Source organism: Aeromonas sp. 600282 (genome assembly GCF_049175755.1).
Lineage (GTDB): Bacteria > Pseudomonadota > Gammaproteobacteria > Enterobacterales > Aeromonadaceae > Aeromonas > Aeromonas veronii_A.
The window spans coordinates 65,743-77,979 of sequence record NZ_JAAKVR010000003.1; the positions used below are offsets into that span (position 1 = coordinate 65,743).

The following is a 12,237-nucleotide window of genomic DNA, read 5'->3' on the forward strand; positions in this document are numbered from 1 at the left end:
CACATTGCTTATCGCGTAATAGTTGTCGAATCTGTCGAACGGGAGCCAGCCATCAGCGGCAGAGGGCACGCCCGGCATCCCATCACTCTTTTCAGTGACCGCCCAGTTCATCGAACTGGTGGTAAATCAGGGCGGCTGAGAGCACACCCGGCATCGCCTGTATCGCATCAATGGCCGCCATGATCGGCCGCTGGCTCGGACCTTCCAGGGTCACGACCAGCTTGCCCTCGTCACTGACGGCGTGGATCTCGGCCCCTTCAAGGGCGCCAATCTGCTCGGCGAGCTGATGGCGCAAGGGGGGCTGGGTCAGCACCACCAGACTCGATACATGGAACTCCTGATCCATTGTGGCTTCTGTGTCACACGGCTTCTGACTCATTCTGACTCCTGCTTGAGGGTGGGTTGGCTCGCACCACCGGATGGGGCGGCTCGCCCGTCGACCTGGATGCTGCCAACCGGACAATCCTGCACACAGGCGCCGCAGCCATTACAGCGATCCGGCTCCACCGTCGGGGTGGGCACACGCCCCAGCACCGGAATAAAACGAATGGCATTGGGCTCACAGCTGTCCTGACAGCGCTGGCAGAACACCTGACCATTGGCCAGACAGTTGGCCTCGATATGGGCCTTGTAGTGCCAGGGGGACTCGCTGGTCGGGCGAAACACAGGCGCCTTGCAGACGGTGGCGCACTCGGTGCAGAAGGTGCATTCGCCACGCTGGAAATCGACCACCGGAAAACCGCCCTCGCCATTCACCAGGATCTGCTCCGGACAGGCGGCCAGACAATCCCCGCAGCGGGTGCAGTCGGCGACAAATGCCGACCAGTTGACTGACCAGGGCAACTGCACCGGCGGTTCGGCAGTTCTCAACCGCCCCCGGAACAGGCCGCGGCGGGCAAGATCGATCTCATCCGGCATGTTGACTCCTGTTCTGGTGAAAAAGGGGACAGTGCGAGTCCATGATTGGCATTCTTGATACCAATTATAAGAGTGGGTGTATATTGCGGCCCTGACAAGGTAAGGGATATACCACCAGGGAGATAAACAGGGGGGATTCTTGCGCCAGATCAAAGCCTTGCAGCGCAATAAAAATGGAGGTATCGGTTAAAATACCTCCATGTGAGGATTGCTATTTAATCGTTGGCGATTTTTTGCGGTTATCCGCCGATCGAGGCGAGATGAGGGGTGATGCCGGCATTGCCCTCATGGAGACGATGGGTGGCACTCTTGCCCGCCAGTGCCGCGCGAATGCGCTGTTGCAGCTCATCGGATTGTGCATCTGCGCCGAGCAGATCCCGCAGGTCGATGCCGTTGTCACCAAACAGGCACAGATGCAGCTTCCCCAGCGAGGAGACCCGCAGCCGGTTGCAACCGGCACAGAAATCCTTGCTGTAGGGCATGATGAGCCCCACCCCACCTTGCGAATCGGGGTGCATAAAGACCTGCGCCGGACCGTCATCCGTGCCCCGCAACTGCTGCACCCAACCGCTCTCCAGCAAGCGCTGTTTGATCTGTTCGCCGCTGACATGGTGGTCACGAAACAGGGTATCCATCTCGCCGGTCTGCATCAGCTCGATAAAGCGCAGCTCGATAGGCTTGTGCCTGATCCAGCCCAGAAAGGCATCGAGCTGGTAGTCGTTGAGCCCCTTGAGCAGCACCGCATTGATCTTCACCGATTTGAAACCGGCGGCCAGTGCTGCTTCGATCCCCTCCATCACTTCGGCCAGCTTGTTCTCGCCGGTGATCTGGTGAAACTGGCGCGGGTCGAGACTGTCGACACTGACATTCAGCGCATTGAGTCCGGCATCAAACCACTCCTGGGCCCGCTCCTTGAGGCGATAGCCGTTGGTGGTCATGGCGACCTTCTCGATACCCGGGGTGGTGGCAATCACCTTGACGATCTCGGTGAAATCGCGGCGCAGGGAGGGCTCGCCCCCCGTGATGCGCACCTTGCGGGTGCCCATGGCGGCAAAACCGCTGACCACGCGGCGGATCTCGTCAATCGAGAGAAAGGGTTGACGCCCCGCTTTGTGACCTTCCGGGGGGCGATAGCCGTCAGGCAGGCAATAGGTGCAACGGAAGTTGCACACATCGGTCACTGACAGACGCAAATAGTAAAAACGACGGGAAAAACCATCTTCAAGTGGCAACATAAACACCTTTCCAAATACGGGAGGCCAGGGCATTTCTTTCCTGACCCTTACAGCTCGAACGTCGGCTGACGGCTGGTTTCCCCCTATCGCTAGGACTTAGGCAAAACCGCTCGGAGTTCATCTAGTTTTTCGATGCTAACACAAGTTGGAGTACACTCCCACGCATCTTGCGGGGTCCTTATCACTATTCAGAGGTGCGCATCAGTATGGGAAAACGGTTCAGGGTCCACTCGGTCAGCAGTGCCATTGGCCGCGCCATGGTGTTGATCCTCTTCATGGCCAGCCTGATCGCGCTGGTCGCCATGGTCACCCTCTTCTACTCGGTACCCGATGCCAAGGCGATCAACCTCTCCGGTTCGCTGCGGATGCAGGCCTATCGGATGGCCTACGAAATCGAGCGGGGCGACAGCGTGCTGGGGCGCCTCTCCCAGTTTGAAGAGACCCTGCACGCCGAAGAGCTGCAGGAGACCCAGCGCTGGATCACTCCTGCCTCCCTGCGTCGCACCTATGGCGAGGTGCTCGGCCAGTGGCAGGTGATGCGCCAGCACATCGAGGATCGTACCCCCAGACGGTACACCGATAACACCGAGCAGTTTGTGGCGGCCATCGACAATTTCGTCAATCAGATGCAGTACCACGTGGAATTCAAGGTGCGGATGCTGGCGCTTGCGGAGGGGCTCGGCCTGCTGGCCATCATCACCATCGCCTGGTTCACGGTGCGCTTCACCCGTCAGCAGGTGGTCGCCCCCCTCAACCAGCTGGTCTACTGTGCCCGCCAGATCCAGCGGCAGGATTTCGATCTTAAGCTGCCCGCCCACGGCGAAAACGAACTGGGGGAGCTATCGCGCGCCTTCGTCACCATGGCCGATGAGCTGGGCAAACTCTATCGGGAGCTGGAAAACAAGGTGGAAGAGAAAACCGCCAAGCTGCAACATGCCAACGACACGCTCTCGTTTCTCTACTCGACCGCCCAGAAGCTGCACGCCGCCCCGCTCAGTACCCGTACCCTCATCAAACTGCTGGACCGCGCCGCCGCCCACCAGCATATCGACCATATCCGGCTGACCCGCTTCGAGCACAATGCCATGCCGGTCTATATCTCGGGGCGCACCGGCTGGCCCGGCGATCTCGATGCGGTGGCCAGCTTTTATCTGCAGATGGATGAGCAGGAGTTCGGCCGCCTCGACATCATCAGCCAACACCCCATCGATGAGCGGTTGATTAAAAACTTCACCATGCTGCTGGCTCAGGTGCTGCACAAAGACCAGACCCTGCTGCAGCAGCAGCGACTGCTGCTGATGGAGGAGCGGGCGGTGATCGCCCGCGAGCTGCACGACTCGCTGGCGCAGGCCCTCTCCTATCTCAAGATCCAGTCCACCCTGCTCAAGCGCTCTTACGCCAAGGGGCAACATGACAAGGCGCAGGAGGCGATGCAGCAGATCGACGAGGGGCTTAGCAATGCCTATACCCAGTTGCGCGAACTGCTCGGTACCTTCCGTCTCACCATTGGCGATGCCAATCTGGGGGAAGCGATCCGCGTCATGCTTGATCAACTGCAGCCTCAGACCCAGGCCGAAATCCGGTTCCATTACGGACTGGCCGACAACGACTTGGAGGCGGGCCAGCATATCCACATTTTGCAGTTGATCCGTGAGGCAGTGCTCAATGCCATCAAACATGCCAACGCGCAAGTGATTGATGTTAGCTGTGAGACCCTCGCCAGTGGTAACATTGAGGTTCAGATTTCAGATGACGGTGTCGGGATCGGACTCGCCAGCTCGGCGATCAACCATTACGGGTTGAGCATCATGAACGAGCGCGCCAGCAAACTGCACGGTCTGCTGACCATCAACGAGCAGCAACCACAAGGCACCTGCGTGCATCTGACCTTTCCCACCAGTCTAACGAGAGACGCCTGATGGACGAGATGAAATACACAGTTCTGGTCGTAGATGACCATCCCCTCATGCGCAAAGGGATTGTGCAGCTGCTGGCTCTGGAAGAGAACATGGAGGTGACCGGTGAAGCCTCCAACGGCACAGATGCCGTGGCGCTGGCCAAAGAGTCAGAGCCGGATCTGATCCTGCTCGATCTCAACATGAAGGGGCTCTCCGGCCTCGATACCCTCAAGGCGCTGCGCGCCGAGGAGATCACCTCCCGGGTAGTGATCCTCACCGTCTCCGATGCCCGTCAGGATGTGGTGGCTTTGCTCAAGGCCGGTGCCGACGGCTACCTGCTCAAGGATACCGAGCCTGATCTGCTGCTGGCCCAGCTGGCCGACGTGATGACCGGCAAGCAGATCCTGAGCGAACCGCTGCGCCCCTATCTCGAAAACATCTACGAGCTGGATCACCTGCAGCAGAAGCTGGAAAGCTTAACGCGTCGCGAAATGCAAATCCTGCGCGAAATTGCAAAAGGCCTCTCCAACAAACAGGTCGCCTCGGTACTCCATATCTCCGAGGGAACGGTCAAGGTTCACGTGAAGAGCCTGCTGAAGAAACTCGAGGCGCAAAGCCGCGTGGAAGCGGCTGTCATGTATCTGGAGCAGCGCAACTAAGCGCCCTCAACCGCCCGAAAAGCCACCCTCCGGTGGCTTTTTTCATTCTCTGGCACAGTCGCTGCATTGTCATATTCAGCAACTACTCAATGGAGGATGGAACATGAAACTACAACCTTTGGCACTGTTCCCCTTGCCTTCCCACATACTGCCGGGCGGCAAGCTTCCTCTGCGTCTGTTCGAGCCACGCCACCTGCAGATGCTCAAGGAGTCATTCATCAACGATCAGGGCTTTGGCATCGTGATGGAAGAGTCGACCACCTCGGGACAATCCGGCCGCATTCTGCCGGTGGGCACCCGGGTCAAGGTGACTGACTTCTACAGCCTTAATGATGGCCTGCTGGGAGTGACGGTGCTGGGACTGGAGCGCTTCTGCATCCACGAGATGGAAACAGACGAGATGGGCCTGCGCCGGGCCAAGGTGGAGATGCTGCCCAACTGGCCGAGCACCCACTCAGATTTCAACGACAAGCTGCTGGTCAATCGCCTGCGGGAAGTGTTCGAGCAGTATCCGGAGCTTGATGAGCTCTATCCGGACAAGCGCTTTGAAGATGCCGCCTGGCTCTGCCAGCGCTGGCTCGAGATATTGCCGATGCCGATTTATGAAAAGCAGATGCTGATTGCCAAACAAAACAGCGAAGCGGCCCGTAAATTTCTGCATCGCCTGATTTCACAATGACAAAAACAGCGTTGCAAAATGCAATTATTCCAACAATGAAAATGTGAAATTCGCATTTTGCGAGTAAGTAGGAACGCAAAACGCCATAACAAGAGAGAGCCGCTGCGCTAAACGGCCAAAATTGAACACAAAAGAGTCCTGAAAAAGTTGGCACAGATTTTTCATATAGATTGATACAACCCGATTTATCCCGTGCTCTCTTCAGTATTTGCTGAAGAACTGGTCAACCCACAAAGTTGACCATTTTTTTTATCCGCGCGTCGGCAACCGCTGACCAAAGTGACGCTGCAAACACTCTCTCAACCGTGACAAGGTGATAGGCTTGGCGAGAAAGTCATCCATCCCCTGCGCCAGACAGCACGCCTTGTCCTCCGCCATCGCATTGGCCGTCAGGGCGACGATAGGCATGGTGCATCCCAACTCACGCAAGCGTCGGGTCGCTTCCAGTCCATCCATCAGGGGCATCCGCATATCCATCAGGATCAGATCCGGGAGCTGCTCATCCACCTGCGCCAGCGCTTCCAGACCATTGGCAGCCAGCCGAACCTTGCCCACCAGTTTTTGCAGCATCAGCGACACCACCAGCTGATTCACCGGGCTGTCCTCCACCACCAGCACATCCAGTGGCAACAGTGCCGAAGCCCCCTCCTCCCGCTGCGGCTGGCTATGGCAGGGTAGCGCCATGCCGGGCAGTTCGAACCAGAAACAGCTTCCCTTGCCCGGCTCGCTCTTCAGGTGGATCTCTCCCCCCATAAGCGTCACCAGACGCTTGCTGATGGCAAGACCGAGGCCGGTACCGGAAAAACGCCGGGTGGCCGAGTTGTCGACCTGGGAGAAGGGTTCAAACAGCAGCGCCTGATCCGCATCAGAGATCCCGATCCCGGTGTCAGAGACCGAGATCAGCAGCTTCTCATCCTGCCAACCCAGATGGAGAGTGACCTCTCCCTGTTCGGTAAATTTGAGGGCGTTGTCCAGCAGATTGCCCATCACCTGGGTAAGACGCACCGGATCTCCCTGCAGCTCGGCAGGGACAGCTTCATCTACCCCATAGCTCAGTGTTATGCCCTTGCCGTCGGCACGGTTCTGCAACGGTTCGATCACGGATTGACACAACTGGATCGGTTGCAAGGTCTCGCAATGGAACACCAGGGTCTGGGACTCGATTTTAGAGAAATCGAGCACATCGTCGATGATGGTCTGCAGCAATCTGGCAGAGTGGGTGGCATGACGTAGCAACTGCTTCTGCTCGGGTGCCAGCTCGGCGTGTAGCACCAGGTCGAGCATCCCCAGCACCGCATTCATGGGGGAGCGGATCTCGTGGGTCATCATGGCAAGAAACTGGGATTTGGCACGGTTGGCCGCCTCCGCATCGTCCCGTGCCCGCGCCAGCTCCTCTTCACGATGGATCTGGTGGCTGATATCGCGTGCGGTACCGCGATATCCCGTAAAAGCCCCCCCATGATCAAAACAGGGTTCGGCACTCACCTCCATCCAGCGGGGGCCGTCGAGCATCGCAACCTGCATGCGTACAGCCCGAACCGGTTTACGCTGCTCCAATAGGTCGAGATATGCCTGTGACTCGGTACTCTGCTTGTTGCAGACATAGTCATAGAGGGTCGGCCGGGTTGCCAGCGGGGTCATCTCGTCAAGGTAACCGGGCTCGGAAGCATAGCTGAGCCGGTGTTCGGCATCGGTCTCCCAGAACCAGTCGGAGGCCATGGCGGCAAAACTGCGAAAACGGCGTTCACTGGCCTGCAGGGCCTGAGTTTTTAAATCGACCTGCTCCTGCAAGCGGGCCCGATAGGCAATGTTGACCAGCGCTTGTGAAATCAACGGACGGCAGCGCTGCATGGCCGCCTTGCTGGTCAGATCGAAGGAGCCGGCCAGCGAGTGCCGACAGAGGATAACGGCGGTAAAGCCGGGGGCCTGCAGCCCGGTCAGCATCAGGCTGGCCCAGCCCGGCTCGCTCGCCAGCGGTGCCAGCTCAGGCAACTGGAACGGGTCATAGATCACCAACGTCTCTCCGGCAATGGCACGAGCAAAGGCCGGGGTCATCAACCAGCTGCGACCGCACTGTTCCGGCTCGGTACTGAGGTGGGTGATGCCCTGTTCCCCACTCCAGGCCACCACATCCGCATGTTCAAATCCAATAAAGGGCTTGAGCACTTGAATGAGGCTCTCCAGCACCTGCTCCAGCGTTTTGGCATCAGCCAGTGTAGCCACCCCTTTCAGCAGGGTATGGGATTCATGACGATACTTGGCCTCGCGCTCACGACAGCGCATAAGATCGACCAGGGTCGCCTGCAGTTTGTCGCCAAGGGCTTCCAATTCACTGTTGCCAATCATCTTGTATCCTGCTCTGCTCAAGCGGTCAGAAAGATCACACTCGATACCATCAGGTTGCCGTGAGCCAGCTCGCCATTGGGCAGTCGCCCCTGCTCGCCGAAGGTAAAGGGGGTGATAAAAGGGATCTTGCCGAGGCGAGCCTGGCTCTGCTCGACAAATTGGCACAACATATCACCTAGCGCCAAACGACAACCAGCACAAAAGATGATGAGAGCGCCGATAGGCTGCAATTCCACATCGACCCCATACCCTGGCTCGACGCGCATGGCATTGAGGCTGCGCTGCAACAACCCTTCCTGACTGCTGTACATCAACAGCAGACGCTCCCCTTGCACCACATCGGTAAAGAGCCGCAGCCCGCCCTGTTCGGTCACAGCTTCGGGATGGGAGAGTTTGTAATAAGGAATGCCATCCAGTGCTCCCACCTGACGGGCCAGCGGGGTGAGCGTGGTCTCCCGCAAAATCGCGCCCACCGGCCAGGGCTGCTCGCGCCCGCACCAGCGGGCATAGACCTCGGCGGCAGGCTGATGATCGATGGTGAGTACCTCCCGCCCGTTGCAGGCGGTGATCTCGCCGCTGAATTCGGCAGGCACATAACCGGAGTGAAACTGAAAAGCGAGCTGGCAATCAGGATAGAGCACCGCCAGACCGATACCATCCTGAGCCACCGCCTCATCCCAACAGAGCTGCCAGTCACCGCTGACACTGCTATCAGCCGCGGATCCACCGACCACCGGCACCGAGGCACCGAGTTCGGCCTCGATACCGGCCAGCAGCCCCTCCTCCTTGCCGGGACTGGCATGAAACAGGATCAACTGGGGCAGCTCGCCCGGTCGACCACAGTCGCTCATGGCTCGGCGCAGCAACTGCCGCACATCCACCCCGTCACCGCTGGCACCGGCCACCCCGAAGGCCCCTTTCTCGTCGTACAGGGCAGCAACTGCCAGCCCATATCCGTCTCGGGCGTGGTGTCCCATCTCGGTCATGACGCCACCGCAAGAGCTGCACCCAAGCAGGCGGGTCGTCGGGAACTGGCGTTTGAGCGCGTCGCGCAGTATCTCCCCTTCATGGGCTTGGGTAAAATAGAGTAACAGCAGGGAGGGGGCCTGATCGGCATGGTGGCGCAGCTGCGCGCAGATATCTTGGGCAGCCAGCGATGAATTCTGGGCGAGGGAGTGAACGGTCAGAAATTTCAACACCATCTCCTTGTTTTATCGAATGTCAGCCTCAAGCAAAAATCATACCTTTATCAAACAATTATCTCGCTTCGCTTGCTAACATAGCGGTCAACTGAGACCAATAACAGGACGCCCATATGTGGCAAAAAAACATCAATGACTTCGATCGGGTCGTTGCCATCGGTGGTGGCCATGGCATGGGACGAGTGCTTTCGTCCCTCTCGTTTCTCGGTCAACGGCTCACCGGCATCGTCGCCACCACAGATGATGGTGGCTCGACCGGACGCCTGCGCAAGAGTCAGGAGTGCATCGCCTGGGGCGATCTGCGCAACTGCCTGAACCAGCTGGTGACCGATCCCAGCATCGGCAGCCTGTTGTTCGAGTACCGCTTCGCCGGCAAAGGCGAGCTGGCGGGCCACAACCTTGGCAACCTGATGCTGCTGGCGCTCGATAATCTCTGTGTCCGTCCTCTTGATGCTATCAAGCTGATCAGTGACATGCTCAAAATCGAGTCACAATTGCTACCCATGTCTGAATTTCCCACCGATCTCTGCGCCCATATGGAGTGTGGCACCCAGATCCTGGGAGAGGTATCCATCGATCAACTGGCAACACCGCCCCTATCCCTCGGCCTGATGCCGGAGGTGCAAGCGACCCGGGAAGCGGTGCTGGCATTGCAGCAGGCGGACATGATCATTCTGGGGCCGGGCAGTTTTCTCACCTCCATCATGCCGCCACTGCTGCTGGCCGAGATCGCCCAGGCCATCAACGAGAGCAGCGCCATGCTGGTTTTCGTCTGCAATCTGGTGGCAGAAAACGGCCCTGCCAGCCAGCTGGATCTGATGAGTCAGTGTCGCTGGCTGGAGTCCCGGGTCGGTCAGGGTCGGCTGGATGCCATCCTGGCCCCACAGGGCGCGAGTGATGCGGGGGACTGGCAAGGGCGTGTGATCGAAGCCGAGCTGGGCGAGCTTGAGCTGCCCCATCGGCACGATCGATTGAAGCTGAAACTGGCGCTGGACCGGATCATCCAGCAACTGCTCAACCAGCGTTAGGCAACGGTCACGGCGCCCCGGCCCCCCTGCATGGCGCCGTTACTGATAATCGGCAAGAAACGCGAGCACCTGAGGCAAGGAGGCCTCCAGCAGTTGCAACTGGCGCTCTGCCTCTGCCACATCGGCCTGCTTGCTGGCCATCTCAAGTGCCATCACCTGCTGATAACTCGGCATGGCGCCATAGCTGCCACAGGATGATTTCATGCTGTGCGCCACCCGAGCCAGCGCCTCCCACTCTCCCTGTTCATAGAGGGGTCTGAGCTGACTCAGCTGCTCGCCCACCTCTTCAATAAAGACTGCGATGACCACGGGCAGCATATCCGGACCGATATCCTCTGCCAGCTGCTGCAACACCTTGCGATCCACCCACTCCATGCGAGGCTCCTCCAGAACGGTATTCAAACAGACCATACTATAGATAGTTTTCGATGTCGTGGCTCACGACCAGGCAGTGATGAAGCACCCGATTGGATGGCTCAGGGAATAAAGTGGCAAAAAATGTGATCAGTATCGAAATAGCGATGCTCAAGCGCCCGTCAAGACAACAACTTGATTGCCACAAATTAACAATTGATCAACACTCAATGCCGTCAGAGTGATGATGCTCAGCAACACCTCTCATCCCTTTTGCCTTTTATGGCTGCTGCGAAGAACCAGGGTAGGTATCTACCCTGGTATTTTTTTATCTTGCCCAAGCGCAACCCGATTGGTCGCCACCCGCTCCCCAAGCCGGAACAGATTGAATTCGCCGGGGGCCATCTTGATCCAGTTCTCATTGCCGGTCAGCGGCCGCGTCGTGACCAGCGTCACCACATCGTTGGGTGTGGTCTCGCTCTGGAAATCGATCACCACCTCCTCATCCAGCAAACTCGCCTCGCCAAATGGCGCGCAGCGAGTCAGCCAGTGCAGGTTGTTGCTGCAGTAGCTCATCACATACTCCCCGTCCGAGAGCAGCATGTTGAACACCCCGAATGCTCTGAGCTCATCACACAAGGTGGCCATATAGCGAAACATGGCGGGAAAGTTTGCAGGACGCTTGGGGTACTTCTGCTCCAACCGGTCGAGCAGCCAGCAGAAGGCGTGTTCGCTGTCGGTATCCCCTACCGGACGGTGGCGACCGGTTGGCAGCTTCTTGTAACCGGTCAGCTGACCGTTGTGGGCGAAGGTCCAGTAACGGCCCCACAGCTCACGGGTAAAGGGGTGGGTATTTTCCAGTGACACGCAGCCACGATTGGCCTGCCGAATGTGGCTGACCACAGCGCAGCTCTTGATGGGCAGCGCCTGTACCAGTCTGGCGATGGGAGATTGGGCGCTGGGCTCGGGATCCTTGAAGGTGCGAAAGCCCTTCCCTTCGTAAAAGGTGATCCCCCAGCCATCCTTGTGGGGCCCGGTCTTGCCGCCGCGCAGCATCAACCCGGTAAAGCTGAAGCAGATATCGGTCGGCACATTGGCACTCATGCCGAGCAGTTCGCACATATCCGGCAGACTCCTTTCATGATTTGGCTTGTGTCATGTTCGACCAGCACGCTGGTTCGACAGACAGCAGGGGAAGGCGCAATCTCTTCCCCTGTGACTGGCAACAACCGGCCGATGGCGAACCATGCTACCGGCGTTGCCCTTGTCTGGTAGTGACAGCCTGATTACTTGGCCATCTCTTTTTCGACCAGCTGGATCAGGATGTGGATCACCTTGATGTGCACTTCCTGAATACGGTCGGCATAGCCAAAGTGCGGCACGCGGATCTCGACATCCGCCAGACCTGCCATCTTGCCGCCATCCTTGCCGGTCAAGGCGATCACTTTCATCCCTTTGGCGCGGGCCGCCTCGATGGCTTTCAGGATATTGCCGGAGTTGCCGCTGGTAGAGATGCCAAGCAACACGTCGCCACGGCGGCCGACCGCTTCTACGTAGCGGGAGAAGACATAGTCATAGCCAAAGTCGTTGGAGACGCAGGAGAGGTGGCTCGGATCGGAGATGGCGATACCGGCATAACCCGGGCGGTTCTCGCGGTAACGACCGGTCAGCTCTTCGGCGAAGTGCATGGCGTCACAGTGGGAGCCACCGTTGCCACAAGAGAGCACCTTGCCCTCTTCTTTGAAAGAGTCAGCCAGCAGTTTGGCGGCCGCTTCGATGTTTTTCAGGTTCTGCTCATCAGCCAGGAAGGCCTGCAGCACGCTGGCAGCTTCGGTCAGTTCATTGCGGATCAATTCTTGGTACATGATGTCTCTTCCACTGTTTTTAGTGTGCGTGTAGATCGCGGCTATTCTCGCAC

General features: G+C 58.4%; 12 protein-coding genes and 1 riboswitch. Of the genes, 4 read left to right on the forward strand and 8 right to left on the reverse strand.

Features of this window, described 5'->3' with window-relative positions:
- Positions 1-91: 91 nt before the first annotated feature.
- From G5137_RS04720 to moaA, 3 genes are all read right to left on the reverse strand, one after another.
- Positions 92-346: a chaperone NapD gene (locus tag G5137_RS04720; RefSeq protein ID WP_031227438.1), complete on the reverse strand. Its 255-nt coding sequence runs from the start codon at positions 344-346 to the stop codon at positions 92-94.
- 29 nt (positions 347-375) lie between these two features.
- Positions 376-918, reverse strand: a complete 543-nt coding sequence (napF, locus tag G5137_RS04725; RefSeq protein ID WP_151287296.1) for a ferredoxin-type protein NapF — start codon at positions 916-918, stop codon at positions 376-378.
- A 239-nt stretch (positions 919-1,157) separates the two neighbouring features.
- On the reverse strand, positions 1,158-2,153 hold the full coding sequence (gene moaA / locus G5137_RS04730; protein ID WP_041202018.1) for a GTP 3',8-cyclase MoaA: 996 nt from the start codon (positions 2,151-2,153) through the stop codon (positions 1,158-1,160).
- Positions 2,141-2,281, reverse strand: a riboswitch (molybdenum cofactor riboswitch). Its footprint overlaps the gene before it by 13 nt.
- 78 nt (positions 2,282-2,359) lie before the next feature.
- Here moaA and narQ point away from each other — a divergent pair.
- From narQ to G5137_RS04745, 3 genes are all read left to right on the forward strand, one after another.
- Positions 2,360-4,072, forward strand: coding sequence for a nitrate/nitrite two-component system sensor histidine kinase NarQ (narQ, locus tag G5137_RS04735; protein ID WP_421255012.1), 1,713 nt, complete (start codon positions 2,360-2,362; stop codon positions 4,070-4,072).
- Positions 4,072-4,710: a two-component system response regulator NarL gene (gene narL / locus G5137_RS04740; RefSeq protein ID WP_005334471.1), complete on the forward strand. Its 639-nt coding sequence runs from the start codon at positions 4,072-4,074 to the stop codon at positions 4,708-4,710. The genes narQ and narL overlap by 1 nt, the downstream gene beginning before the upstream one ends.
- A 103-nt stretch (positions 4,711-4,813) precedes the next feature.
- Positions 4,814-5,389, forward strand: a complete 576-nt coding sequence (locus tag G5137_RS04745) for an LON peptidase substrate-binding domain-containing protein (protein WP_201937094.1) — start codon at positions 4,814-4,816, stop codon at positions 5,387-5,389.
- A 249-nt stretch (positions 5,390-5,638) separates the two neighbouring features.
- Here G5137_RS04745 and G5137_RS04750 read toward each other — a convergent pair whose 3' ends face one another.
- On the reverse strand, positions 5,639-7,735 hold the full coding sequence (locus G5137_RS04750; protein ID WP_421255013.1) for an ATP-binding protein: 2,097 nt from the start codon (positions 7,733-7,735) through the stop codon (positions 5,639-5,641).
- A 17-nt stretch (positions 7,736-7,752) separates the two neighbouring features.
- A complete protein-coding gene (locus tag G5137_RS04755; RefSeq protein WP_421255014.1) occupies positions 7,753-8,937 on the reverse strand; it encodes an FIST signal transduction protein in 1,185 nt (394 codons plus the stop codon).
- A gap of 113 nt (positions 8,938-9,050) precedes the next feature.
- Here G5137_RS04755 and G5137_RS04760 point away from each other — a divergent pair, with 113 nt between their 5' ends.
- The gene (locus G5137_RS04760; RefSeq protein WP_040065206.1) at positions 9,051-9,965 is read left to right on the forward strand and encodes a gluconeogenesis factor YvcK family protein; all 915 of its coding nucleotides are present in this window, start codon (positions 9,051-9,053) and stop codon (positions 9,963-9,965) included.
- A gap of 39 nt (positions 9,966-10,004) precedes the next feature.
- On the opposite strand, the gene G5137_RS04765 is transcribed toward G5137_RS04760, so the two are convergent.
- The 3 genes from G5137_RS04765 to lpcA all read right to left on the reverse strand — a co-directional run bounded on the left by G5137_RS04765 (position 10,005) and on the right by lpcA (position 12,184).
- Positions 10,005-10,340, reverse strand: coding sequence for an Hpt domain-containing protein (locus G5137_RS04765; RefSeq protein ID WP_005353511.1), 336 nt, complete (start codon positions 10,338-10,340; stop codon positions 10,005-10,007).
- 291 nt (positions 10,341-10,631) lie between these two features.
- A complete protein-coding gene (locus G5137_RS04770; protein WP_421172031.1) occupies positions 10,632-11,441 on the reverse strand; it encodes a class II glutamine amidotransferase in 810 nt (269 codons plus the stop codon).
- A gap of 164 nt (positions 11,442-11,605) precedes the next feature.
- Positions 11,606-12,184 (reverse strand): D-sedoheptulose 7-phosphate isomerase, encoded by a 579-nt coding sequence (gene lpcA, locus G5137_RS04775; protein ID WP_005334485.1) that lies wholly within the window; start codon positions 12,182-12,184, stop codon positions 11,606-11,608.
- Positions 12,185-12,237: the final 53 nt, after the last annotated feature.